General features: G+C 32.9%; 22 protein-coding genes. 12 read left to right on the forward strand and 10 right to left on the reverse strand.

Annotated features, from left to right (window positions below; all coding sequences use genetic code 11):
- Positions 1-423: 423 nt before the first annotated feature.
- Both KA873_RS00440 and KA873_RS00445 read left to right on the forward strand, forming a co-directional pair.
- Positions 424-1,338, forward strand: coding sequence for a low temperature requirement protein A (locus KA873_RS00440; RefSeq protein WP_210140111.1), 915 nt, complete (start codon positions 424-426; stop codon positions 1,336-1,338).
- A 200-nt stretch (positions 1,339-1,538) separates the two neighbouring features.
- On the forward strand, positions 1,539-1,823 hold the full coding sequence (locus KA873_RS00445; protein WP_233422640.1) for a hypothetical protein: 285 nt from the start codon (positions 1,539-1,541) through the stop codon (positions 1,821-1,823).
- A gap of 250 nt (positions 1,824-2,073) precedes the next feature.
- Here KA873_RS00445 and KA873_RS00450 read toward each other — a convergent pair whose 3' ends face one another.
- Complete coding sequence (locus tag KA873_RS00450; RefSeq protein WP_192945706.1) at positions 2,074-2,628, reverse strand: TetR/AcrR family transcriptional regulator; 555 nt, start codon at positions 2,626-2,628, stop codon at positions 2,074-2,076.
- Between the two features lie 150 nt (positions 2,629-2,778).
- On the opposite strand from KA873_RS00450, the gene KA873_RS00455 reads away from it, so the two are divergent.
- Positions 2,779-3,456 carry an SDR family NAD(P)-dependent oxidoreductase gene (locus KA873_RS00455; protein WP_210140112.1) on the forward strand — a complete coding sequence of 226 codons (678 nt, stop codon included), beginning with the start codon at positions 2,779-2,781 and terminating at the stop codon, positions 3,454-3,456.
- Positions 3,457-3,612: 156 nt separating this feature from the next.
- On the opposite strand, the gene KA873_RS00460 is transcribed toward KA873_RS00455, so the two are convergent.
- The 3 genes from KA873_RS00460 to KA873_RS00470 all read right to left on the reverse strand — a co-directional run bounded on the left by KA873_RS00460 (position 3,613) and on the right by KA873_RS00470 (position 5,356).
- Complete coding sequence (locus tag KA873_RS00460) at positions 3,613-3,708, reverse strand: type I toxin-antitoxin system Fst family toxin (RefSeq protein WP_107523449.1); 96 nt, start codon at positions 3,706-3,708, stop codon at positions 3,613-3,615.
- A gap of 314 nt (positions 3,709-4,022) precedes the next feature.
- Positions 4,023-4,388, reverse strand: a complete 366-nt coding sequence (locus tag KA873_RS00465) for a cupin domain-containing protein (protein WP_070038787.1) — start codon at positions 4,386-4,388, stop codon at positions 4,023-4,025.
- Between the two features lie 14 nt (positions 4,389-4,402).
- Positions 4,403-5,356 carry an NAD(P)-dependent oxidoreductase gene (locus KA873_RS00470; protein WP_210140113.1) on the reverse strand — a complete coding sequence of 318 codons (954 nt, stop codon included), beginning with the start codon at positions 5,354-5,356 and terminating at the stop codon, positions 4,403-4,405.
- Positions 5,357-5,633: 277 nt separating this feature from the next.
- On the opposite strand from KA873_RS00470, the gene ahlS reads away from it, so the two are divergent.
- Complete coding sequence (gene ahlS, locus KA873_RS00475; RefSeq protein WP_019469224.1) at positions 5,634-6,482, forward strand: AhlS family quorum-quenching N-acyl homoserine lactonase; 849 nt, start codon at positions 5,634-5,636, stop codon at positions 6,480-6,482.
- A 15-nt stretch (positions 6,483-6,497) separates the two neighbouring features.
- Positions 6,498-7,625, forward strand: a complete 1,128-nt coding sequence (locus tag KA873_RS00480; protein WP_107385893.1) for a zinc-dependent alcohol dehydrogenase family protein — start codon at positions 6,498-6,500, stop codon at positions 7,623-7,625.
- Positions 7,626-7,945: 320 nt separating this feature from the next.
- Here the strand turns inward: KA873_RS00480 and KA873_RS00485 are convergent, their stop codons facing one another.
- The gene (locus KA873_RS00485; RefSeq protein ID WP_107383502.1) at positions 7,946-8,722 is read right to left on the reverse strand and encodes a 3-hydroxybutyrate dehydrogenase; all 777 of its coding nucleotides are present in this window, start codon (positions 8,720-8,722) and stop codon (positions 7,946-7,948) included.
- Between the two features lie 223 nt (positions 8,723-8,945).
- Between KA873_RS00485 and KA873_RS00490 the strand changes: the two genes are divergently transcribed.
- The 3 genes from KA873_RS00490 to ptsG all read left to right on the forward strand — a co-directional run bounded on the left by KA873_RS00490 (position 8,946) and on the right by ptsG (position 13,135).
- The gene (locus KA873_RS00490) at positions 8,946-9,884 is read left to right on the forward strand and encodes a cation diffusion facilitator family transporter (protein ID WP_107504721.1); all 939 of its coding nucleotides are present in this window, start codon (positions 8,946-8,948) and stop codon (positions 9,882-9,884) included.
- 214 nt (positions 9,885-10,098) lie between these two features.
- The gene (gene glcT / locus KA873_RS00495; RefSeq protein ID WP_107385890.1) at positions 10,099-10,935 is read left to right on the forward strand and encodes a glucose PTS transporter transcription antiterminator GlcT; all 837 of its coding nucleotides are present in this window, start codon (positions 10,099-10,101) and stop codon (positions 10,933-10,935) included.
- Positions 10,936-11,119: 184 nt separating this feature from the next.
- Positions 11,120-13,135: a glucose-specific PTS transporter subunit IIBC gene (ptsG, locus tag KA873_RS00500; protein ID WP_107385900.1), complete on the forward strand. Its 2,016-nt coding sequence runs from the start codon at positions 11,120-11,122 to the stop codon at positions 13,133-13,135.
- 87 nt (positions 13,136-13,222) lie between these two features.
- Here ptsG and panC read toward each other — a convergent pair whose 3' ends face one another.
- The gene (panC, locus tag KA873_RS00505; RefSeq protein ID WP_210140114.1) at positions 13,223-14,071 is read right to left on the reverse strand and encodes a pantoate--beta-alanine ligase; all 849 of its coding nucleotides are present in this window, start codon (positions 14,069-14,071) and stop codon (positions 13,223-13,225) included.
- Entirely contained in the window at positions 14,068-14,880 is an 813-nt protein-coding gene (gene panB, locus KA873_RS00510; RefSeq protein WP_107385888.1) for a 3-methyl-2-oxobutanoate hydroxymethyltransferase, read from the reverse strand. The genes panC and panB overlap by 4 nt, the downstream gene beginning before the upstream one ends.
- Before the next feature lie 300 nt (positions 14,881-15,180).
- Between panB and KA873_RS00515 the strand changes: the two genes are divergently transcribed.
- From KA873_RS00515 to KA873_RS00530, 4 genes are all read left to right on the forward strand, one after another.
- Entirely contained in the window at positions 15,181-16,677 is a 1,497-nt protein-coding gene (locus tag KA873_RS00515) for a glycosyltransferase (RefSeq protein WP_210140115.1), read from the forward strand.
- A gap of 306 nt (positions 16,678-16,983) precedes the next feature.
- Positions 16,984-17,664 carry a M15 family metallopeptidase gene (locus tag KA873_RS00520; RefSeq protein WP_107383500.1) on the forward strand — a complete coding sequence of 227 codons (681 nt, stop codon included), beginning with the start codon at positions 16,984-16,986 and terminating at the stop codon, positions 17,662-17,664.
- A gap of 60 nt (positions 17,665-17,724) precedes the next feature.
- Entirely contained in the window at positions 17,725-18,930 is a 1,206-nt protein-coding gene (gene pbp4 / locus KA873_RS00525; RefSeq protein WP_210140116.1) for a penicillin-binding protein PBP4, read from the forward strand.
- A 187-nt stretch (positions 18,931-19,117) separates the two neighbouring features.
- The gene (locus KA873_RS00530; protein WP_210140117.1) at positions 19,118-20,398 is read left to right on the forward strand and encodes an amidohydrolase family protein; all 1,281 of its coding nucleotides are present in this window, start codon (positions 19,118-19,120) and stop codon (positions 20,396-20,398) included.
- A 95-nt stretch (positions 20,399-20,493) separates the two neighbouring features.
- Here the strand turns inward: KA873_RS00530 and KA873_RS00535 are convergent, their stop codons facing one another.
- From KA873_RS00535 to KA873_RS00545, 3 genes are read right to left on the reverse strand one after another with little or no spacing between them, the layout of a single operon-like run.
- On the reverse strand, positions 20,494-21,945 hold the full coding sequence (locus tag KA873_RS00535) for a glycoside hydrolase family 1 protein (RefSeq protein WP_210140118.1): 1,452 nt from the start codon (positions 21,943-21,945) through the stop codon (positions 20,494-20,496).
- A 28-nt stretch (positions 21,946-21,973) separates the two neighbouring features.
- Entirely contained in the window at positions 21,974-23,404 is a 1,431-nt protein-coding gene (locus KA873_RS00540) for a 6-phospho-beta-glucosidase (RefSeq protein ID WP_107523404.1), read from the reverse strand.
- A gap of 18 nt (positions 23,405-23,422) precedes the next feature.
- Entirely contained in the window at positions 23,423-25,381 is a 1,959-nt protein-coding gene (locus KA873_RS00545; protein ID WP_210140119.1) for a beta-glucoside-specific PTS transporter subunit IIABC, read from the reverse strand.
- Positions 25,382-25,558: the final 177 nt, after the last annotated feature.

Consider the following 25,558-nt stretch of genomic DNA (forward strand, 5'->3'; position numbering starts at 1 on the left):
TTGTTAAATCAATTCGTCAAAACAAAAAGTCCTCACTTCTTTAATATGTCATGTACCCATTGCTTTAACGTTTGCTAGACTTAGTATTGATGATAGAGGTAAATTCTATAATTATGATAAATCATTATATGAAGGTGGCATATAACTACAGTACCTAAAATAGGTGAGTTGCTCATGTTAATTTCTGACACCTTAAAATAAAAATACACAGTTACAATATTACGTAAATAAGAAGTTAATTTTTTTTAATTTCAATGTTAAAATAACAAAGAACTTTATAAAATCGTTTGTTGTATATGATAAAAAAAGAAATTATTAACTGGCAATGAATTATAAATTATAGATAATCAAACAGATAAACTGAGGGAAACTCTTTTTGAATAATTAAAAGAACAGGTTTAGGAGTGGAAAAAAGAAGTCAGCATGACAGAATTATTTTTTGATTTAATATTTGTTTATATTTTATCTACGATTAATCAGACTGCAGAAGGCATTTCACATAATTTAATGTCTTTAGAAGAACTAGGAAAAAGCTTCATGCTTTTTCTCGTCTTTTTCTCTATATGGGTTTACCGTACTCTTTTAGTTAATAGGTTTTTCAATCAAAAATGGTATCAATACATCTTTGTATTTATAGATATGTATTTAATCGTTATATTGTCTAAAGTTATAAATAGCGATTTTCAACAAACATTTCTTCCATTTGTTTTAATGTCAGCCTTGGTATATCTAAGTGTTTTTATACAATACTTTATTAATTATAAATTTACCAATACGCGAATAGATATGAAATTGGTTAAAGTGTATACGATTGGTTTATTATTAACAATTATTCTTTCTATAATATCTATAATGTTGCCGGCACCGATTAATTTTGTCGTGTATTTTATAGGGATTTTTATCGTAGCAGTCTTTCCATTACTCTTTTATAAAACTTCATATCGTAACCCTATATTTTTTAACCATTTGACTGAACGATTAAGCTTATTAGTGATTTTATTATTTGGTGAAGGTCTAGTTTTATTAATACAAAATATTGAATTAGCCCATTTAAATATTTTATATGTATTATGTTTCGCCTTTATTACGTGCTTATTTGTTATATATGTTCATCACTATAAATCAACAGATAAAAACACAACAAACAAAACAGGATTTACAACAATTTATGTACATTTATTATTAATATTTTCATTAGATATGATGTTTTTAATAATGAATAAACAGTTATCTAATGAACAACTGAATATATCTGAAATATATGGATTCATATTATTCTTAGTTTTATTTATAGCCAGTATATTAACAAATATTGGCTTTCATAAGCAGAAAGCATAAATTATCCTTTATACTTTTCTTGTTATAGTTCTTTAACTTTATAGAAAAAATATGAGTCATTTATTTTACAACTTATGGTTGTGATTTTATTTTGGAAACCTTCCTACAACAAAAAGTAGGGCAGGTATTTATTCTGAGAAAATCTATTTGTTAGTGATAGGTATTGGAATAAATCAATTTTGTTAAATTGAGATTATAGGGTGATAAAGATTAAAACTAAACTTTTTAAAGCACTTAAAGATGCCATTATTATTATTTTAATTATTTTTTTAATAACAACATTATTGGACTATACGAATTTAAATATTAATCTTAATCAATTCGGTAATAAGATTGGAAATTTAGGTTTAGTAAATATCTATGAAAATAAGAATTTAAATGGCTTGTTATCATTAGGTTTCATATTAGCTGGTTTATCTTTTATTTATGATATGTTTTTTAAACAAGCAACCACAAAGGTTGAAGAAAATGGACGGAAAAACTAAGAAGAAAACCTTTTATAAAAAGAGTGTGAATTTCCACACTCTTTTCTTGTGCAATTGATAAAATTTTAATTCAATTACATTTTATGAAAGTTTAGACGCTATGAGAAGCATTTATTTGCATTCATAGATATTAAATCAAGATAATTTTTTTAACATTTGTTAAATCAAAGGATGTCCTTAATGCATACCTTTTTTCGCAACTTGAATCACTTATGCTTGTCGACTTTTTATTTTCAATAACTAAAAATGATTAAGCTTTCCCAATTATAAATAATGCAATTTTCTTAGCTAATGTTTCCTTCTCTGCCGTATTATTACTATCAACTAACTGTAATGCACCTTCATGAATCATTTGTGCAAAAATAGGAACAAATATGGCTTTTTCTCTATCTGCATAATTGTCGTTCAGGCTCTTTGATAAAACAAGTTTCAATTCTCTTAATATTTTTTCTCTCATTTGAGGTAATGCTAACCCAGCATAGCTGCTTCTGCATTCAATATTAGGTTCTTGATAAAAATCATGAACTGCTAAAATGAGTTGGCTTATATTTTCTTGATTAAAAGTCATATCAAATGAGATATAGTTTTTAATAGAAACTGTAGCAAAATCCTCCATAATATAGTCTATTAGATCATATTTATCTTCAAAGTGCGCATAAAACGTAGCTCTGTTTACTTGAGCACCTTTTGTGATATCTGCTATTGTTATTTTCTCAAAATCTTTTTTATTAACCAAACTAAAAAAGGCATTAATTAATGACTGTTTCGTATGTGTCATTCTCAAATTTTTTACTTTTTCTGCCATTTGAACCACTTCCTCAACGATTTAAAAGTTTTGTTGTTATAGCAACAATTAAGTATAGTTTGTTGATTGTTAAACTATTTTACTAACTGTATATTTTATTTATAGCAACATTTTGTTGCTTTAATATATCACAAACAAGGAGCTGCTTAAATGAAGACGTTTGTTATTGTAGGCGCAGGTACTGGTTTAGGACTATCACTAGCTAAAAAGTTTGGTTCTGATGGATTTAGAGTAGCAGCTATCTCTCGAAATACTGAAAAATTAGAAGTTATTCAAGAAAACCTGAGTAACTTAAACATTGAGGCGAAAACTTTTACAGCTGACATCACAGACTTGGAAGCATTAAAACAAGCTATTCAAGCAATTAAAGTTGAATTCGGTTCTATAGATGTCATAGAGTTTAGCCCTTATGCAAAAGAAGATAGCTTTACAAATATATTAGAAACTACACCAGAGAGCATATCAGAAATGTCAAAAACTTATCTATTCCCATCAATTCAGTTAGTTAACGAAGTTTTACCAGATATGATAGATAAAGGAAGTGGATCAATCCTATTTACAACAGGTGTATCTACAATATTCCCCTTACCTTTTGCTGGAAATGCTGGCATTATAGGAGCTGGATTGCGTAACTATGCTGAAAATCTTTACAATGAGCTGGAAGATAAAGAGATAATCGTAAGACATCTTGCAATAGGAACAGTGATAGAACATGGAACAATAGGAGATCCAGATTCTATCGCAGAGGCCTGGTATGATTTATACAAAGAAAAAGGGAAATTTGAAGAAACATTTCCAAAAGGCATAAAAAAATTTGATGTTTCCTAATTAGTGTATCGCACTTAAAGCATTTTGCATTCCTACTCACTGTGATGTTATAATGTAATTAACAAATAGAGTGTTTACATGGTAAACATCGAGCCCGATAACTACGGACATAGTTATCGGGCTCTTTTTGGTGTATTTGGTTATGTCGCCGTCGTATTATTTATCACGCTTATTTAACCAATGTGAAAACAACGTGACTATAGTGCCTACTATAATAGGCGCTATAAGTACTACAAATAGAGTGTTTAACATGGTGTCACCTCCTTCCATGTTAGTTAAAACACAGAAGTAGAACGACGACTTCATTATTATATCATTGGTAAATATGTAAGCACATCTACTTCCCACAAGTTGAATGATGTTAGTAAAATAGGGGATAAATGAAACAACAAAAAATATATAAGATTAAAAAGCATGTTAAAGAATATGAGGGCGCATATAAGGGTTATTAAAGTAAGTTAAATACCACTTGAGAGTCCTAGCCACTAAAGCAGACTTATAGCCCAAAAGAAAACCACCCGTAAAACAGGTGGTTTTGATTGTATAACAATTAAAATATGTCGCACTTATTGTGCACATTCATAAGGATTGAAGTCCAATGGCATTGGTGTAGCAAAACCTAACATGACAAAATCTTCATCACCAGTGTTGGTCATGCCGTGCGCATCTCCTGGGAATGAAACGAATATATCTCCGGCTTTAATGGGTTTTTGTTCATTATCATTTGTGAAAAAAGTACCTTCGCCTTGTAGTACAATCCAAACATCATCCGCATCTTTATGTGTGTGACAAGGTAATGATTGTCCTGGTTTAAGACACCAAACCGCACCAGCTGAATGTCGTGTTTCATAAAATATAGTTTTTTTCGCTGCGTCGTCAGAAAAATGTTGTAACTCATTTATTTTAAAAAAACGATTGGATGTTTGTGGCATATTTTTCACTCCTGTTAGTTTACAATATAGTTTGGTTGTTCACCGCTAAGTTGTTTCACTACGTTAGATGCTGCAATGTCAGCCATCATGTCTCTTGCCTCGAATGTCGCATTGCCAATATGTGGTGTGATAACTACGTTTTTCATTGATTTCAGTGCTTCAGTAATTTGTGGTTCAAACTCAAACACATCAAGTGCTGCACCTTCAATAATACCTTCTTCTAGTGCTTTTACTAATTCTTCTTCATAAACAATTGGTCCTCTTGATGCGTTGATTAAATATGAAGTTGGTTTCATTTTTTTGATCGCATTATAGTCAATCATGTGTTTTAACTTTTCATTATATGCGCAGTTTAAAGTTACAAAGTCTGAACGTTTTAAAAGTTCGTCTTGTGTAACATATTCTGCATTTAATTCAGCTTCTTTATCTTCATAACGTTTAGGGCCTGAATAAAGGACATTCATATCAAAACCTTTAGCACGTCTTGCAACGGCAGTACCAATTTCACCTAATCCTATAATACCAATTGTTTTACCAGATACTTCACGTCCTCTAAAGAATAACGGTGACCAACCGTTAAATCCTTCATTACGGCAAAGTTGATCTCCTTCAGGAATACGTCGAGCTACAGCAAGTAAAATACCCATTGTTAACTCTGCAGTTGAATTGGTTGAAGCAATGGGTGTGTTTGTCACATTGATATCGTGTTCACGCGCAGCTTCAATATCAATATTATTAAAACCAGCACCATAGTTAGCTATGATTTTTAATTTTGGTGCAGTTTCAATAACTTTTCGGCTCACGTTAGTAGATAATAAAGTGATTAATGCATCAACGTCTTTAATTTTTTCTATTAATAATTCTTCGGAAATTAGGGTTTCACCAGTGTACATATCTACATCAAAATGTTGTTCAAGTTGTTTAAGCCCAGCTTCTGGGATAGCACCTGCGATAAAAATATTCTTCATAAAAATCGTCTCCTCCTATTATGTGAAAATATTCACAATATTTAATTTAAGTTTAGCATTATTTAGTGTTTTGGGTATGTAAAAAGTGCCAAAGTATGATATTAGTTTTGTGTGATATGGACAAATCGCATTTATACGTAGAAAAGTGTTAAAAGTTGATTGAATTTCAAGTGAAAATGTAATAATTCATTTTTATATAAGTGTTGAGTGCAAGTATTAGTATATTTATGGAAAACCCTTACATTTTAGTGTAATATTATACTAAGAGGTGATTAGTATGGTGAATATAAAAAAAGAACGTATGAAAATTTATGTGTTGGATAATGGGCGAATGAAAATGGATAAAAATTTAATGATCGCAAATTCAAACCAAGCGACATTAGATAATCCAAATAAAGAAAATGAACTACATGAATTTCCGATTTATACCGTTTTTATAGATCATCCTGATGCTAAGATATTATTTGATACTGCTTGTAATCCGAATTCAATGGGAGAGGAAGGACGATGGATTAATGCAACACAAAAAGCTTTCCCTTATTTTTCTGATGAATCATGTCACTTACCAAACAGACTAGAACAATTAGGTGTTGATCCTAAAGATGTGGATATAGTAGTAGCTTCCCATTTACATCTTGATCATGCTGGTTGTTTAGAATATTTTACAAACGCAACTGTTATTGTTCACGACGATGAATTCAGTGGTGCGATGAAGTGCTATGCGCGTAACCAACAAGAAGGTGCGTACATTTGGAGTGATATCGACGCTTGGATTAAAAGTGATTTGACTTGGCAAACTATAGCGCGAGATCAAGCACATCTAAACCTTGTAGATGGTGTGAAAGTACTCAACTTTGGTAGTGGACATGCCTGGGGAATGATTGGTCTGGAAATTGAAACTGAAGAATTAGGGACACTCATCTTAGCTTCTGATGCCATTTACACACAAGAAAGTATGGAACCTAAATTACAACCACCTGGTATTCTTTATGATTCAGTTGGATGGGCAAATTCTGTGGAATATATTAAACGTCTTGCTCAAGAAAAGAATGCTGAAATTTGGTTTGGACATGATGGTAACCAATTTGAATCTTTTAGAAAGTCTACGGATGGCTATTATGAATAAAGGATGTGTGAAGCAATGAAGACAAAAGCAGCAGTATTATATGAAATGGGTGTTGAAGGCCCTTATGAAAAAACGGAGCCTTTAAAAATAGAAACTTTAAACCTTGATGCTCCAAAACAAAATGAAGTGCTAATTAAAATTCATGCCGCGGGTTTATGTCACTCTGATTTGTCAGTGATTAATGGGAGTCGTCCAAGACCAATGCCTATGGCGCTTGGCCATGAAGCTGCAGGTGAAATTATAGAATTAGGTGAAGGCGTTAGTGATTTTGAAATTGGAGACCACGTTGTCTGTACTTTTATCCCTAGCTGTGGTAAATGTATACCATGTCGTGAAGGGAGACCTGCATTATGTGAAAATGGTGCAGCTTCTAATGAGAAAGGTGAAATGATAGAAGGTGGATTCCGCTTATCTAAAGAAAAAGATGTCATACACCATCATTTAGGTGTTTCTGGATTTTCAGAATATGCTGTGGTCTCAGAAAATTCAATTGTGAAAATAGATCCAGAAATTCCTTATGAAAGAGCAGCAGTGTTTGGTTGTGCTGTCATTACAGGTATAGGTGCTGTTATAAATACAGCTCAGATTAGACCGGGTAGTAACGTCGCGGTAGTGGGGCTTGGAGGCATTGGACTAAATGCCATAATAGGTGCAAGACTGGCTGGTGCTAATGAAATTATTGCTTTAGACATTAACGAGGACAAATTTGAAATTGCTAAAACTTTAGGTGCAACAGCAGTGTTTAACTCAAGTGATGAAAATGTGATTGATGATGTTAAAGCATATGTAACAGGTGGTGCTGAATACGTTTTTGAAACAGCAGGTGTGGTACCTGCGATGCAAGTAGCATATGCGATAACAAAACGTGGTGGTTCAACAGTGACCACAGGTTTACCTGATCCAAAAGCAGAATTTTCATTTCCACAAGTAACTTTAGCTGCTGAAGAGAGAACGGTTAAAGGTTCATATGTGGGAAGTTGTGTTCCTGATCGTGATATACCAAGATTTGTGAGCTTATATCGTCAAAACAGGCTTAATATTGATCCATTAATCAGTGATGTCATCTCATTAGATCAGATTAATAAAGGTTTTGATCAATTAGCAAATGGCGATGCCGGTAGAATTATTATTAAAATGTCTTAATTAATGATTCAAATATAATAGGTAACAAGGTTATAAATAATGACATGGTTGGGACTCATTTTGACAATTAAATGAGTCAAGTAACCTTAGATTAGTTAAAACAGTATTCAATTCATGAACCTATATAAAAATTGACAGTGGCGAGATAGATAACACAAGCTTTAACACATACGGTGAGTCTTCGGTTTGTCTGCGCGTAATGTGCGCGCATGCTCTAATATATAGTTGTACCGTTGCAAAACTGATTTGGATTTATAGTATAAAAAGACGATTACTTTACTTAAAATTTGTAAAGTCATCGTCTTTGTTATTGTTAAAAATTATTGTGCTGTATAGCCGCCATCAATTACGATTGATTGTCCAGTGACACTTTGAGCTTTATCACTAGCGATGAACACAGCATAGTCAGCAACTTCTTGAATATTCACAAGTTGTTTTTGTGGAATGAGTGGGAATAATACTTCTTCTAATACTTGTTCAACACTCACATTTCTTGTTTTGGCAAGGTCGTTCATTTGGCCTCGAACAAGTGGTGTATCGATATATCCAGGACAGATTGCATTGACTGTCACACCATCTTCAGCTGCCTCTAAAGCTGTAACTTTTGTTAGACCAATGATGCCATGTTTGGCACTGTTATAGGCAGATTTGCCAGAAAAACCAACGAGGCCGTTGATCGAAGACATATTTAAAATTCGTCCATACTGTTGTTTCTTCATTATTGGAAGTACATGCTTTGTCATAATAAATGTACCAACTAGCATAATATCTATCATTTGTTTGAATTTATCAGTTGGAAAGTCTTCAATATTTGCCACGTTTTGCAAACCTGCGTTGTTAATTAAAATATCAATCTGGCCATACTGTTTTACGGTTTCATCTACTAATGCTTCTACATCTTTTTCATTAGAAACATCAGCAGTAAAACCCATACAATCAAAGCCATTTGCTTTAAATGATTCAACTGCATGATTTAATGCTTCTTGATTAATATCGGTAAATACAACTTTTGCACCTTCATTTAAAAACACCTTAGCAATTTCCAACCCAATGCCACTCGCTGCACCTGAAATGATTGTAATTTTGTCTTTTAACATATATTTGCCTCCCTTTTACATATCATAATTAGCTTACATTTGTTCAATGGATAAGTAAAATGAATGGTTTAATTGCGCTATAGCTATTGTTTATGGAAAATTTGGTTATATAAAACCAAGACAATTCAATAATAAATATATTTTAATTAAAAATAATAGTATAAATTATTTGGGGGAGAGGGTATAATTTAGAGTAGCTAAAGTAAATGGGGGGCTAAAGTTATTGAGTAGAAGAGAATATTTTCATCATGTTGATCATCGGAAAAAGCAACAAAACTCTAAGTTAACACTGTGGATAACTTTCTTTATTACACTGATATTTACCATAGTAGAGTTTGTTGGTGGCGTACTTTCAAATTCTTTAGCATTGTTATCTGATTCGTTTCATATGTTAAGTGATGTTATCGCATTAAGTTTGTCAATGGTTGCGATATATTTTGCAACGAAAAAACCTACGTCACGTTTTACATTTGGCTATCTGAGGCTAGAAATATTAGCTGCTTTTTTAAATGGTTTAGCGTTAATGATTATTTCATTATGGATCCTGTATGAAGCAGTTAAACGTATGATTTATCAGCAACCAATTGAAAGTGGTGTTATGGTTATCATAGCCACGATTGGTTTATTCGTTAATATCGTTTTGACAATCGTTCTTGTACGTTCTTTAAAACAGGAAGACAATATTAATGTTCAAAGCGCATTATGGCATTTCATGGGAGATTTATTAAACTCAATCGGTGTTATCGTTGCCGTTGTGTTAATTCACATAACAGGATGGCAGATGATAGACCCACTCATCAGTATCGTTATTTCCTTAATTATATTACGCGGTGGATGGAAAATTGCTAGAAATGCTTGGCTTGTATTAATGGAAGCTGTACCTGAAAAGTTCGATACAGATAAAGTGATTGCTGACATGAAAAGTATAAAAGGGATTGATGATGTTCATGAATTTCATTTGTGGAGCATAACCACAGAACATTTTTCCTTGAGTGCCCATGTTGTACTGAGTAGTCAATCAGAGATTGAATCGTATGAAGTAATAAATAATGTTTCTAAATTATTGGAAAATAAACACAATATCAAGCACACAACATTACAAATTGAAAACCTTAGTATCAATAGTCACTCTAAGACGTATTATGAAAATTTGAAATCATAAATATTGAGTGTTTGCAGAAACTTAATTTATTGAATGTTTGTTTATATAGACAGAAAAAAGTACAACGTTTAAACAAGCTTTCGTATCGCGCTATAGAAACGTACTAAGTCTTTTTATAAAATATGATTATTTTGAAGGCCCATACATCTTCTTAGTTTTAATTTGTTAAAATACACTATATAATTTTAAGCAATAACTAAGAAAGGTGTATATGATGGGTCAATATCAAATTACGAAACCATTAAACAATAATGTTATTATTTGTATGCATCAAAAACGTGAAGTGGTCCTTATCGGCAAAGGGATTGGGTTCAATAAGAAACCAGGGATGGTTGTTGATGATGAGACAATGATAGAAAAAGTTTATGCGTTAGAACAGAAAAAGCAACAAGAACATTATAAAGCACTTATTGAACAAGCTGATGATTCTGTCATTCAAGCGATTATTGAGGCAATTAATATGATTACTAGCACAGATTTAGAAATTGATGATAATCGTTTAATTGTAGCATTAACCGACCACATTATATTTGCATATAAACGATTAAAGCAAAATCAATACATTAATAACCCTTTTGCAATCGAAACGAGACATCTATACCCTGAAGCTTATAAAATAGCTGCTTCGGTTATCTATAAACTCAATTCGGTATTGTCACTCCAATTTCCAGAAGATGAGGTTGGTTTTATAGCACTACATATTGCATCTAATATGGAAAAACTAACAATGAGCGAAATGACTAAAATTAATGATTTAATCAGTAAATGTATTCAAATTGTGGAGCATGATTTACATCAACCTATTGATACGACATCTGTACAATATCAGAGATTTATTAGACATATTCAATTTTTAATTAGAAGACTGAGCATAGGCGAAACGATCAAGTCGCAAACCGAATTTGAAAAGATGTTGAAAGCGCATTATCCGCTGTGCTATAATGTTGCTGTCAAGATAATGAAAATGATGCAAAAACAGTTAGGTGTCACAGTATATGAAGCAGAAGTTATTTATTTAACGTTACATATCAGCCACTTAACACAACAATAAATAAGCACGTGTAACTGATTCGATCAGGCATGAGTACTTAGACAGAGCAAAAGCTCAGTTTATTTACTCATGCCCTTTTTTGTGTCTTTAACCTTGTTTTGACGCAATATATAGGAACTTATAATGTATTATGCTTTTGTACATAAACGTTATATAGTTTCTTGAAAATGGAGGATACTAAATGATGTGGAAGAAATTTTTTGGTCAGCTTCAACGTATTGGTAAGGCTTTAATGTTACCTGTGGCCATCTTACCAGCAGCGGGTTTATTGTTGGCTTTTGGAACAGTTTTGCAAGGAGAAGTTTTACAATCTTACCTTCCATTTATTAAAGCAGATGGGTTTCAACATGTTGCACAAATGATGGAAGGTGCAGGGGTTGTCATTTTCGATAATTTACCAATGATTTTTGCATTAGGTGTGGCTATTGGTTTAGCTGGCGGAGATGGTGTAGCTGCGATTGCTGCATTTGTAGGATTTATGATTATGAATAAAACCATGGGAGCATTTTTAGGTATTACAGCAGATAATGTCAGTGATGCTGCTAGTGGTTATGCAAATGTATTAGGCATTCCTACCTTACAGACAGGTGTGTTTGGTGGGATTATCATTGGTGCACTTGCTGCATGGTGTTATAACAAATTCTATAATATTTCATTGCCAAGTTATTTAGGGTTTTTTGCTGGTAAACGTTTTGTGCCGATTATGATGGCAACGTGTTCTTTCATTCTTGCATTTCCAATGGCATGGATTTGGCCAACCATTCAATATGGTTTAAATGCATTCAGTGAAGGTCTCTTAGAATCAAATACAGGAATAGCAGTATTTTTATTTGGTTTTATTAAACGTTTGTTAATACCATTTGGTTTACATCATATTTTTCATGCACCTTTCTGGTTTGAGTTTGGGAGTTTTAAAAATGCGGCTGGACAAATTATTCATGGAGATCAGCGAATTTTTATTGCTCAAATCACTGAAAATGTACCACTGACAGCTGGTAAATTCATGGGTGGAGAGTTCCCAGTAATGATGTTTGGACTACCTGCTGCTGCTCTAGCAATTTATCATTCAGCGAAGAAAGAAAATCGTAAAGTGGTTGGTGGTCTGATGTTATCAGGTGCCTTAACATCATTCCTTACGGGTATTACAGAACCGTTGGAATTTTCATTCTTATTTGTAGCGCCGCTCTTGTTCTTTATTCATGCGGTGCTAGATGGATTTGGCTTCTTAATTATGTACTTATTGAATGTACATTTAGGCTATACCTTCTCAGGTGGATTTATTGATTTCTTACTGTTGAACATCTTACCTAATAAGACAGCTTGGTGGCTTGTTATTCCAGTAGGCTTAGTTTATGCAGTGCTTTATTACTTTATATTTAGATTTATTATCAAAAAATTAAATTATAAAACGCCTGGTAGAGAAGATAAAGAAATGCAAAATAATTCTGTATCAGTGAGTGAGCTACCGTTTAAAGTTTTAGATGCGATGGGTGGGAAAGACAATATTAAACACCTTGATGCATGTATTACACGTTTGAGAGTAGAAGTTAATGAAAAAGCTCAAGTAGATGTTGAGGGTTTGAAACAGCTAGGTGCTTCAGGCGTACTAGAAGTAGGGAATAATATGCAGGCAATTTTTGGACCAAAATCAGATCAAATTAAACATGATATGGCACAAATTATCGCTGGTAATATTACAAAACCAGAGGAGACAACGATTGAAAGTGAAGCTATGAATGAATCAGTTACAGTCGAAAGTGAAACGATTTATGCACCACTTAAAGGTCGTACAGTACCGTTAAATGAAGTGCCAGACCAAGTATTTAGTGATAAATTAATGGGTGATGGTCTTGCGATTTATCCAGATAATGGAGAGGTTGTGGCACCATTTGATGGCACAGTGGAGTTAGTCTTCCCTACCAAACATGCGATAGGTTTAAAATCTGAATCAGGTGTAGAAGTGTTAATTCACTTTGGTTTAGAGACTGTTGGATTGCAAGGGGAAGGTTTTACAGTACATGTAGATTCTGGAGAGACGATTGTAAAAGGTCAATCACTTATGACTGTAGATTTAGACTATATTAAAACGCATGCGAAAAGTGACATTACGCCTATTATCGTAACTAATTCAGGAGAACACGAGATTAAAACAACACATGACGGTGCAGTTGACATAGGAGAAGTGTTAATTAAATTATAATATATATAAAACCTCTTAATTCACAATATAGTGCAATTAAGAGGTTTTTGTGTGTATATACGAGTATTAGTTTTATTATCCAGTTAATTAATCTCCGATAATCATATTATCTATTAAACGTGCTTTGCTGAATTTTACTGCAAGGGAAATGAAAATTTTTCCATTAATGTGAGTGATTGCTTCTAATTCTGGATAACTATATATAGCTACTGTTTCTATATTACCGGATGTATGCTGTTTAATATAAGTTTTGGCTATGTCTATTAATTTGGCACAATTACGTTCTCCTTGAAGGTATTGTTCATTGGCTAACTGTAAACTTTTATATAGTGCTGGCGCTTCTTGTCGTTCTGTAGGCGCCAAATAAACATTGCGTGAACTTTTAGCGAGACCGTCTGATTCACGTACTGTATTAACACCAATGATATCTATTGGGTGATTAAAATCTACGGCCATTTTTTCAACGATAGCTAGTTGCTGCGCATCTTTTTTGCCGAAATACGCACGATGTGGTCGAATAATATTAAATAATTTGTTAACAACTGTGATGACACCATTGAAATGGCCAGGGCGTTGTGCACCTTCTAAAACAGTGGCGAGTCTACCAGCATTTAACGTTATCGTGGGTTTTTCTGGGTACATCTCTTCTACTGTAGGATAAAAGATATAGTCTACACCAACAGACGCTGCCTTAATTTTATCTTGGTCTATATTTCTAGGGTACGCATCAAAATCTTCATTTGGTCCAAATTGTAATGGATTTACAAAAATACTGATGATTGTAATGTCATTTTCCTTTACTGATTGTGACATCATTTCTAAATGACCTTCGTGTAAAGCCCCCATCGTTGGAACAAAGCCGAGGGACTGATTGTTTTTTATTAAATTTGTACTTATTTTACTCATTTCTTTGATAGATGTAATTAATGTTGTCATTCTGATACCTCATCCATAATTTGTTTTTTATAAGTGTGTGAAACATCAGGAAATATTTCGTTTTTGACTTCTTTATGATATTGCATTAAAGCAGTTATGCCACTGGAAAAATCTCCATATTGCTTTACGAATTTGGCTTGATGTGGAACTTCATAATTGAGTACATCATGATAGACCAATACTTGTCCATCAGTATCTTTACCTGCACCTATACCAATCACTGGGATGTCTAAATTTTTGGTGATTTGTGCAGCTAAATCACTCGGAACAGCTTCTAAAACGAGCATGATAGCGCCAGCTTGTTGTACAGCGTAAGCATCGTTTATGAGTTGTTGTGCGGTTTCTTTTGTATTGGCTTGCATCTTATATCCAGTGATACCAACACTTTGTGGGGTAAGTCCTAAATGTGAAACGACTGGTATACCGATGTTCTGGCAATTGTTTATAAAATCAATTAAATGTGCGCCCTCGACTTTAATTGCATTTGCATTTGTTTGCTTGTATAAATTTATAGCATTTTCTAAATCAAAGTGTTCACTAATACCAACAGCACCAAAAGGAACATCAACAATCATAAAGGTATTAGGGGCACCGCGACGCACTGCTTTCGCATGATGGATCATATCTGACATCGTTACTTGAACCGTACTTTCATAACCTAACACCGTCATACCCAAAGAATCTCCAACTAAAAGAGTATCGATTTGTGCAGTTTCTGCTTGTTTTGCACTAGGGTAATCATAAGCTGTAACCATTGAAATTTTATTAGCATGCTGTTTCATATCTATTAAATGCTTTAATGTTAACAATTATACTCAACTCCGTTGTCTAAATATTTTTATATTTAATCATATAGTAACGAATGTATTCGAAAAATAAAATTAATTTAGTAATTTAATACATCTTTTTATACTAGATAAATAAATTAAAAAGTTTCATACGAGAAAAAAGAGGTTACAATTACAAATAATATTAGGTGTGTAATACATATTAGTTTATAATAACTAGTAAATAATAAATGAAATGTACAATATAAATGATTAGTTTTTAAATTTATTAAGGCAAACGATATAAATACTACACTATAGGTATGAAAATGAGGGGAAATCATGATATATACAATAACAAGCACATTACCACCAGTACATGGAGGTAGAACTAAGGCATTGCTAAGTCGAATAAAATTAATAGATAGTGAATTAGGGATCAAAAGTAAAATTGTAACAACGAATTATAATGCCAATTACCCATCTGTTTATGAAAAGTTTATAAACGAGGAAAAAGTGACAGAGCATACAGAATTTGAAAATATATACGATTGGTTAAGTGGCTTCAAACTATTAGAAATACCGAAGACTAAATTTAAAAAACAACCTAAATATCAAACGATGAACCGTGAACTCAAAGGATTGGAAAGTAAAAGTTTTAATGGTGGCAATGTCATGAGATATTATAAAAATGGTGATTACGTATTGTACAGAAAATATTATAACAATAGTAATATAGTTCAATTTGAAGATTTTATGTCATCTATTAGTAAAAAACGATTAGAACGTTGGGAATACAATAAAATTGGTCAATTGCATAGAAAGATTTTTTACACACATAACCCTTTTTCAAAATTATGTGAGCTCTACTTTGATACACAAGGCGTTATATATTGTAAAAAGTTTTTTAATACAGAACAAGAAAGTTTAGATTATATCCAACTTTATAAAAATGATAGACCTTATTTATCCTTCAGTAGTGAAAAAGCCTTATTTAAATATTATTTTGACCATCGCTTCAGTGATGGTGATGTGGTATTTAATGATGCCAGACTTTTAGATGAACCATTATTAAATCAAACACATGCAACTAAAAATATTTTGGTTTTTCATAATAGTCATTTGAATGGACAACAAATGAAAGGTTCATATAAATTTGCGTTAAATCATTCTGAAAAAGTAGAAAAATATTTAATATTAACTGAAAAGCAAAAAGAAGATATTATTAGCCAAGTTACATTAGATGAAAGACAATTATCAGTAATCCCACATTCGATTAAAACATATAAATCACATGCAAACGAAAATAAATTAGACCGATTTATTTTTATAGGTAGATTAGGTCTTCAAAAAAAAGTAGACCATTTAATTAAAGCGTATAAACAATTTTTAGATTATGGGTATGATACGAAATTATCCATTTTTGGTATGGATGAAGATGGACAGAAAAAGGTGTTGTTGGATTTAATTGATCAATTTGGTATTCAAGATAAAGTAGACATCAATGATTTTACGAATAATCCTTTGAAAGAATTTCAACAATCAAAAGCTTCACTTTTAACAAGTAAATTTGAAGGATTTGGCTTAACAGTAATGGAGAGTATCGAAGTCGGTTGTCCAGTCATTGCTTATGATGTTAGGTATGGTCCGTCAGAGATTATAAATCATGGTACGAATGGATATCTCGTTGAGCCGGATAATATTAAAGCATTTGCTGATTGTATGGCTAAAATAATAGATGAACCATTTAATTGCGTACAGACGAGATCAGAGCTTAGTCATGATAAAGCCGTAGAAAATTATAAAAAGTTATTTCAAGACATCGGGCATACTAAATAATATAATTTTTACCCGTGGCTCTCTAACATATTTAGTAATCAGTGCGTATCTGCTTGCATATTTTATAAAATACAGAATGTACGATAAAACAGTTGTCATTGCTTAACCACAGCAGGGTAACTGTTTTTATAATGTTGTTTTTCATTTTGAAGGTTGATAGTTGTGTTTTGAAATATTAATAAATTCAATAAAATACTTGTCTCTTATATACAGCGTGTTATATTAATGTTAATTGCAATTGTTTTTAAAACTATTTCATTGTTCGTCAATATTTGTTTTGATTATACTTTTTAAAAAGGAGTAACAATGAATAAATTTAAATTATTGATTATCATGTTGTGTTTAGTCTTAGTTGGATGTTCTGCTCAAGACAATGAATCTGAGCATAAAGACAGTAAAAATCATGAAAAACAGCAAAGTAACAATAGTGAAAATAAGCATCATAAAGAAGTGAAGCATGGTGTAACGTATATTGATGATATTTTAATTGTGAACAAAGATATTTCGTTACCAGAACATTTTGATCCTGGAGAAAATAAAGAAGCGCGTGATGCATTACAGAAACTTTTAAATGATGGTAATAATCGAGGATTTCAATTATCAAATGCCAGTGGTTTCAGAAGTTATCAAAGCCAAGAACAGTTATTTGATCAATATGTTCAAAGAGATGGAGAAGAAGCAGCCAATAAATACAGTGCGAAGCCAGGCCATTCAGAACATCAAACTGGACTGACATACGATATCGTTTCTGAGAACACAGATACCAACTTTAAAACTTCTTTTGGTAAGACTAAGGAAGGGCAGTGGCTCAAAGATAATGCTTACAAGTACGGTTTTATCATCAGATATCCGAAGAATAAAACGCATATTACAGGTTACCAATATGAACCGTGGCATATCAGATATGTTGGGAAAGATACAGCTAAAAAATTATATAAAAGTAATGAAACATTAGAAGAGTACTTAAACCTATATCCAAAAAAATAAGATTAAACTTGAAGTGTGCTTGATTATTTAATATAAATTTTTAGAGAGGAATGGTCATCATTGTTTAAGAAATTAGGTGTGGTGATGCTAAGTTGGTTGCTTACGTTAACTGCTATTGCACCAATAGCTACAATAACTGCTGAAACAGAAAAATCAGCGAGTCCTAAGCAAAGTGTTAAATACAAACCAGAAAGTGTTAGCGTGACAGCTCAAACAGGTCAAATTTTATATCAAGATAAAGCGGGAAAAGTAACTGATCCAGCTTCTTTGACTAAAATGATGACGATGTATTTGACATTAGATGCGATAGAAAACGGTGATATAAAAGGTACAGACAAAATAAAAATCACTTCAGATTATGCAAATATGTCTGTATTACCTGATTTAGCTAGTGTACCTTTAGAGAGAGGAAAGTCTTACTCTATTAATCAATTTCTTAGACAAATCACTTTAGAATCAAGCAATGCAGCTACACTTATTTTGGGTGAGAAGGTGAGTGGTTCAACATCAAAATTCACAGATGAAATGAACCATAAAGCGAAAAAACTCGGTATGGACCATACGCATTTTGTGAATCCTACAGGTGCAGATAATCATCTTTTACAGCAATATGCTCCAAAGCAATATCAAAAAGAGCGCAAAACACAAACTACTGCAGATGATATGACCATTCTAATGCAAAATATATTAAAAGAGCATCCTAAGATTTTAAAATATAGTTCTAAAACAACAGATAAACAATTTGGAACAGAATTAAAAACAAAAAATATTTCTTTAAAGGGACAACGATTTGAATTAAAAGGTGCAGATGGATTGAAAACAGGAACAAGCGATGAAGGTTATAGTTTAGCGTTAACAAGTAAACGTAATGGTTTACGTCTCAATGAAGCGATACTCAATGTGAAACCATTTCCAAGTATGAAAGCTAAAAATGCACGCCATAAAATTGCTAATGCCATTATGAATAAACAATTTAACAAATATGAATATCGAAAAGTGTTAAGTGAAGGAGAACACGAAATTAACGGAAAAAAGTACCAAGTTAAGCAAGATTTATATGATGTAGTTCCTAAAAAAATGGATCAGTTAAAGTTTAATGTGAATAAAGAAGGCAAAGTATATGTAGCCTATAAGCGTCAATTTATTAAAGGTACACATGCGCCTCAAGTAGATGCCACAGTTAAAAAAGACGACAATAAATTTACTGCATTTTTCAAAAATTTGTTCAGTAAAGATGCGCATAAAATTTCCCAATATAATCTATGAATTATAAACAAATCATTCAATTTATCTGCTGATACCACGACTTAATTGTGGCATGTGTCAGCAGATTTTTTGTCATAAAGTCCGCTAAATCTAATAAATTGGTGTTCATTTCAACCATATTCACTGGGTAATAATTGCTTAAAAACGTATTAAGACTTATGGTAGAAGGGTATAGGAGGTTTTATGAATGCGTAAAAAATTCATTAATGCATCAATTTATAAGTATGATGAAGCTTCAGAAATTTTAGTTGAAAACGGTAAGTTTAAAGCATTTGGCAAGAATCTTGATGAAGCGGATGAAGTGATTGATTTAGAAGGTGCTTTAGTTTTGCCACCATATGTTGATGCTCATCTTCATCTAGATTATTATTTTACAGGACAAAATCCTCAAATTAAAAACACATCTGGAACATTGTTTGAGGCTATTGATTTATGGAATGATTATAAAAAAGGCACTACAAAAGAAGAAATGAAATCGCGTATGCGTCAAGCAGTCAACGACGTAGCGAGCTACGGAACACAATATATTCGTGCTCAAACGGATTGTACAGATCCTGATTTAACAGGTATCAAAGCAGCGCTTGAAGTAAGGGATGAATTGAAAGATAATATTACGATTCAGGTTGTGGCATTTCCTCAAAATGGTATGTATGCTTTTGAAGAGCAAGGTAAAACAGGCCGTGATTTAATTGAAGAAGCCTTAAAATTAGGTGCAGATTGTGTCGGTGGTATTCCACACAATGAATGGAGTCCAGAAGCAGGAGCGAAATCAATTAAAGAAATCGTTAGACTCGCTATCCAATATGATAAATTAATTGATGTACACTGTGATGAAACAGATGACGTACAAGCGCGTTTCTTAGAAATATTAAATGCAGAAGTGATGAAACAAGGTTATGGAAATGCTACGACAGCTTCACATACTTGTTCATTTGGTTCAGCTGATGATGCTTATGCATTTCGAATGATGGGGCTATTTCGCCAATCAGGTTTAAACTTTGTCTCTTGCCCAACTGAAAATTTATATTTACAAGGCAGACAAGATAGTTATCCTAAAAGAAGAGGATTAACACGTGTCAAAGAGTTTGTAGATAATGCTATTAATGTGGCTTTTGGTCAAGATTCAATTGTTGATTTATGGTACCCATCGGGATCAGGTAATTTAATGAATATTTTAGACAATGGCTTGCATGCCACACAATTAATGCGAGAAGAAGATTTTCCACGTAATTTCGATTTAATTACTTATAACGGTGCAAAATTAATGCATTTAGATGAAGTTTACGGTTTATCAGAAGGCAAGCCAGCAAACTTTATCGTGTTGGATGCACCAAATGTATTTGAAGCGCAACGTCGACGTGTTGACTGTCTTGCTTCGATACGTAATGGTGAATATCTATTTAGAAAAGAAAAGCCGAAATATACAACTGCATTAGATATTGATCGCCAAACAAAACAATACTTGTAATTGCATCATATACGATAAAATGCTGAGACGATAGGAAGTCTCAGCATTTTTATCTGTATTCATATTGATTGCATTGAAATGCGTATTCTATGAAACTATAATGACGCTCCATTCGTTGAGATAATATTTTTGTACCATTCAAAAGAATCTTTTTTCATACGTTTCATACTTCCGTTACCATAGTTATCTTGATCAACATAAATGTAGCCATAACGTTTTGACATCTCGCTTGTAGACATTGAAATCAGATCGATAGGCGCCCAAGAGAGATAGCCTATTAAGTCCACACCATCTTCGACAGCTTTTTTTGCTTCAGCCATATGTTTACTTAGATAGTCTATGCGATAGTCATCGTGAATTTTTCTATCAACAACTTCATCAACTGCACCTAAGCCGTTTTCAACTATAAATAATGGCACTCTATAGCGATCCCACAATTCATTTAAAACAATTCTTAAGTCGATTGGATCAATTTGCCAACCCCAATCAGAAGCTTCTAAGTAAGGGTTTTTTAAACTGTTCATCAAGTTGCCCTGAGTTGTTTGTCCTTCTGGAGCCACAGATGACAACATCGACATATAATAGCTAAATGATAGATAGTCAACTGTATGTTGTTTAATGATATCTAAATCATTATCTTGAATATCTAATTCAATGCCGTTATCTGTTAAAAATTGTTTGTAAAAATTAGGATATTCCCCTCTAACCTGTACGTCAGTATACATTAAATTCATTTGGTCTTCTTGTTGTGCTTTTAATACATCTTGTGGATTACAAGTATATGGATAATGTTTCATCCTTGCGATCATACAACCCATTTGTGCACTTGGGTCAATCTCTTTTAATTTTTGAGTAGCTAACGCTGATGCTACAAACTGATGATGAAGTGCTTGATACGAAGCTGCAATAGGATGATCTAATTTATCTGAAATGATACCGGCTCCTGTAAAAGGTGAGATATTAATCACATTGATTTCGTTAAATGTTATCCAATATTTTACATCATTTTTATAACGATTGAAGACCGTTTCGGCATAGTGAACAAAATGATCAACGACCTTACGATTAATCCAACCATTATATTTTTCAGTTAAACCAAAAGGTGTCTCATAATGGCTTAAAGTTACAACAGGTTCAATATTATATGATTTTAATGTTTTAAACACATCATCATAAAATGCAAGCCCCGCTTCGTTTGGCTCATTTTCGTATCCCTTTGGAAAAATACGTGACCAATTGATAGACATTCTAAATGCTTTAAATCCCATTTCAGCAAATAACTTAATATCTTCTTTATAGTTATGATAAAAATCTATACCAACACGTTTAGGGAAGTGGCCTTGGTACTGACCTGATTTAACTTTATCAATGAAATCTGATGTTACTTCCATATGATTATCACCTGTGCGTTGACTTTTAGGAACATATTCTGAAAAGTCAGCACTCGACAAACCTTTACCATCAATGTTAAATGCGCCTTCTATTTGGTTAGCTGCGGTTGCGCCACCCCATAAAAAATTCTTTTTAAAACCTTTAATATTTTCCATGTTAAATACCTCACTCACTTTTTTTGAATTAGTATGATAAATTTTCGCCATTACTTTGAATAACCTTTTGATACCAATAGAATGAATCTTTACGGTATCTATTTAATGAACCATTTCCTTGATTGTCTCTATCAACATAAATAAAACCATAACGTTTTTTCATTTCTCCACTACCTGCTGAAACTAAATCTATACAACCCCATGAAGTATATCCAAGGAGTGGGACGCCATCTTTTACCGCTTCGATCATTTGATTTAAGTGGTCACTTAAATATTTAATTCTATAAGTATCATGAATACTGCCATCATCTTCAAGTCTATCAATTTCACCTAAGCCATTTTCTACGATGAATAAAGGTTTTTGATAGCGGTCATATATTTGATTCATTGTCACGCGTAATCCTACGGGATCAATTTGCCAGCCCCAATTTGATGCTTCTAAGTATGGATTTTTAAGAGAAGCAAAAGCATTACCAGCTTCTTTGTTTTGGTTGATTTCATCATCACCGCTTTCAAGTCGGCTTGAATAATAAGAAAATGAAATATAGTCCACTGTGTATTGTTTTAAAATTTCATCATCACCAGTTTGTTTATCGATGGAAACATCTAAATCTTCAAACATACGTTTACTATAGTTAGGGTATTCACCACGAGTTTGAACATCTATAAAGATATATTGTTCTCGATTTTTAGAAAGTGCAGCCATCACATCATTTGGATGAGACGTATTTGGATATACATCACCAGCAGCCAACATACAACCTATTTGATTTGTATCGTCAATTTCTTTAGCGATTTTCGTGGCTAAGCTTGATGCGATAAGTTGATGATGTGCGGCTTGGTACATAACCTGGTTTTTATTTTCATTATCTGGAATAATTAAGCCACCACCAATATAAGGAATGTGTAAAATCATGTTAATTTCATTATGCGTAATCCAATACTTAACTTGGTTACTATATCGCTTAAATAGGACAGTTGCGTAATTTAAAAAGAAATCTACGGTTTTACGGTTATACCATCCACCATAATTTTTAGCTAAATAATATGGTGTATCAAAATGATTGATTGTAACAATGGGCTCAATACCATATTTTTCTAAAGTTTCGAAGATTTTATCATAAAAAGCCAAGCCTTTTTGGTTTGGTTCTGTTTCATCACCATTTGGAAAAATTCTTGGCCAAGAGATTGAAAAGCGTAATGCTTTAAAACCCATTTCGGCGAATAATTTGATATCTTCTTCATAATGGTGATAAAAGTCGATCGATTGATGACTAGGATAAAAATCAAAAGTGTTATTCAGTCCTTTAGCTGGGTTGAATAGTGGTTCTTTACGCGCTTCTCCTGCTGGTAGTAGGTCTACCAAACTAAGCCCTTTACCATTTTTATCGTACGCACCTTCAACTTGGTTCGCGGCGATAGCGCCACCCCATAAAAAATCTTTGCCTAATACTGACATGATATTGCCTCCTTATATTTAATAAATGACAGAAATTAATGAATCTCTTTCTTTAACTGTTTGTTGTTCTTCTATCACAACGTCTTTGGTTGCGTTTGTGTTTGTTACTACTATCATTACAGTGTCATCATATGCATTTTCTTGTATTTTTTGTGAGTCAAACTGTATAAGTGGCTGGTTGACTGTAACTGTATCTCCTTGGCTTACGAGTGGCTTAAAACCTAAGCCGTCTAGTTTCACGGTATCGATGCCGATATGGATAAGCAATTCTGTACCATTTTTGGATTTTAAGCCGATTGCATGACCAGTAGGGAATAAACTTTCTACTGTTGCCTCAAATGGTGCAATAATCGTATCAGATGATGGTTTAATAGCAATCCCTTTGCCCATTGCAAGAGATGAGAATACAGGGTCATCTACAAGTTCAAGGTTTTTCATTTCACCAGAGACAGGAGATACAATAAAATCATCTTTTGGTTCAGTAATAGCTTCATCAACTGAAGCGCTTGATGCATTATTTTTGGCATCATCCTTTTGTTGTTCTGATTCTGGTGCAGTAGCTTGGACTTCTTGTTCATTTTTATCAGAGTGCACAAGATACCCAACGATACTACCCACTAATACGGCTAACAATGAAGCGATAATAGTTGCCCAGAATGCAAAGTTCAATCCACTTTCTCCAATAAACGTAGTATAACCAAAGATACCAAGGCCTCCCATAAAATACATTTTGGTACCTGCGAAACCTATGAACCCACTAAATAATCCACTAATGATACAGCTATAAATAAAGAGTTTTTTTCTTGGTAAAGTAACACCGTAAATTGCAGGCTCTGTTACACCAAAAATGCCAGATATAGCTGCTGGTAAAGATATCGATTTTAGTTTAGTATTTTTAGTTTTTAAGAAAAGCCCAATAACGATTCCAGTTTGAGCAAATGAAGCGGCGAATATTAAGGGGTTAATGATATCGTAACCAGACGTAGAAACATTATTGATCATAATTGCAACCAGACCCCAATGAATACCAAATATGACAAAGACTTGCCAAAATGCACCTAATAGCAAACCGGCTAATATAGGACTTAAGCCATAGATGTTTATTGCTCCTGAACCAATCCAATTAGCAACCCATGAAGATATTGTTCCGATTACGATAAATGTTATCGGAACAATGATTAGCAAGGTGAAAAATGGGACAAAGAATGTTTTGACAACATCAGGAATAATACGTTTTAATTTTCTTTCCAAAATACTCGCAAAATAGATAGCTACTATAATAGGAATAACACTAGATGTATAATTCATAGAAATTACTGGAATTCCTAAAAAAGATAAATTTGATTCGACTTCAAAAATTGTTCCACCGAAAAGTGTATGTGCGCCTTTTGCTCCAAACTCCATTGCAGAAACTAAGGTTGGATACACAATTGCTGCACCGATAGCCATGCCAATAAAATGATTGGAACCAAACTTTTTGGCAGCAGTAAAACCTAAAAATACTGGGAAGAAATAGAATAACGCGCCACCTAATGCAAATAATATTTGATATGTTCCAGATGATTCTGTTAACCAGCCAAGTGCTAAGAATAATGCAGCAAAACCTTTAATCATCCCAGCAGCTGCAAGAATACCAAGAATCGGTTGGAAGATACCTGAGATTAAATCAATAAATCGATTTAATATGTTACCTGATCCTTTCTCTTGTGATTGATCATCACTAGCTGAATCAAGATGAGTCACTTTAGTAATTGCATCGTAAACATCAGGAACATGATTACCAATCACAACCTGGTATTGTCCGCTAGATTGCATAACTGTTACAATTTCATCATGATTTTTTAAAAATTCTGTATCGGCTTTGCTCTCATCTTTTAGTTTGAAGCGTAAGCGTGTAATACAATGTGTAAGCGAGTTGATGTTTTCTTCACCACCAACTTTTCCAACAATTTCTTGTGCTAAATTTTCATATTTCATTGGTTCATTCACCTCAATTTTTAATTAGTTTCCTAGCTACATCATGTTTTTGAATGTTATTTTGAGTGGCCACTCAATGAAATTAAAGCAGTTTGAAAACAAGTAATAAGCTAAAAAATAAAAAAACCCAGAATAATACACATACGTCCCTACACAAAAGGTTCGTAATGCATTACT

Source organism: Staphylococcus sp. GDY8P45P, assembly GCF_017892745.1.
GTDB lineage: Bacteria > Bacillota > Bacilli > Staphylococcales > Staphylococcaceae > Staphylococcus > Staphylococcus cohnii.

Bases quoted from the DNA above. Each gene is read 5' to 3' on its own strand.
- KA873_RS00440 (WP_210140111.1), top strand. From the start codon at position 424: ATGACAGAATTATTTTTTGATTTAATATTTGTTTATATTTTATCTACG.
- KA873_RS00450 (WP_192945706.1), bottom strand. From the start codon at position 2,628: ATGGCAGAAAAAGTAAAAAATTTGAGAATGACACATACGAAACAGTCA.
- KA873_RS00455 (WP_210140112.1), top strand. From the start codon at position 2,779: ATGAAGACGTTTGTTATTGTAGGCGCAGGTACTGGTTTAGGACTATCA.
- KA873_RS00460 (WP_107523449.1), bottom strand. From the start codon at position 3,708: ATGTTAAACACTCTATTTGTAGTACTTATAGCGCCTATTATAGTAGGC.
- KA873_RS00465 (WP_070038787.1), bottom strand. From the start codon at position 4,388: ATGCCACAAACATCCAATCGTTTTTTTAAAATAAATGAGTTACAACAT.
- KA873_RS00470 (WP_210140113.1), bottom strand. From the start codon at position 5,356: ATGAAGAATATTTTTATCGCAGGTGCTATCCCAGAAGCTGGGCTTAAA.
- ahlS (WP_019469224.1), top strand. From the start codon at position 5,634: ATGGTGAATATAAAAAAAGAACGTATGAAAATTTATGTGTTGGATAAT.
- KA873_RS00480 (WP_107385893.1), top strand. From the start codon at position 6,498: ATGAAGACAAAAGCAGCAGTATTATATGAAATGGGTGTTGAAGGCCCT.
- KA873_RS00485 (WP_107383502.1), bottom strand. From the start codon at position 8,722: ATGTTAAAAGACAAAATTACAATCATTTCAGGTGCAGCGAGTGGCATT.
- glcT (WP_107385890.1), top strand. From the start codon at position 10,099: ATGGGTCAATATCAAATTACGAAACCATTAAACAATAATGTTATTATT.
- ptsG (WP_107385900.1), top strand. From the start codon at position 11,120: ATGTGGAAGAAATTTTTTGGTCAGCTTCAACGTATTGGTAAGGCTTTA.
- panC (WP_210140114.1), bottom strand. From the start codon at position 14,071: ATGACAACATTAATTACATCTATCAAAGAAATGAGTAAAATAAGTACA.
- KA873_RS00515 (WP_210140115.1), top strand. From the start codon at position 15,181: ATGATATATACAATAACAAGCACATTACCACCAGTACATGGAGGTAGA.
- KA873_RS00520 (WP_107383500.1), top strand. From the start codon at position 16,984: ATGAATAAATTTAAATTATTGATTATCATGTTGTGTTTAGTCTTAGTT.
- KA873_RS00530 (WP_210140117.1), top strand. From the start codon at position 19,118: ATGCGTAAAAAATTCATTAATGCATCAATTTATAAGTATGATGAAGCT.
- KA873_RS00535 (WP_210140118.1), bottom strand. From the start codon at position 21,945: ATGGAAAATATTAAAGGTTTTAAAAAGAATTTTTTATGGGGTGGCGCA.
- KA873_RS00540 (WP_107523404.1), bottom strand. From the start codon at position 23,404: ATGTCAGTATTAGGCAAAGATTTTTTATGGGGTGGCGCTATCGCCGCG.
- KA873_RS00545 (WP_210140119.1), bottom strand. From the start codon at position 25,381: ATGAAATATGAAAATTTAGCACAAGAAATTGTTGGAAAAGTTGGTGGT.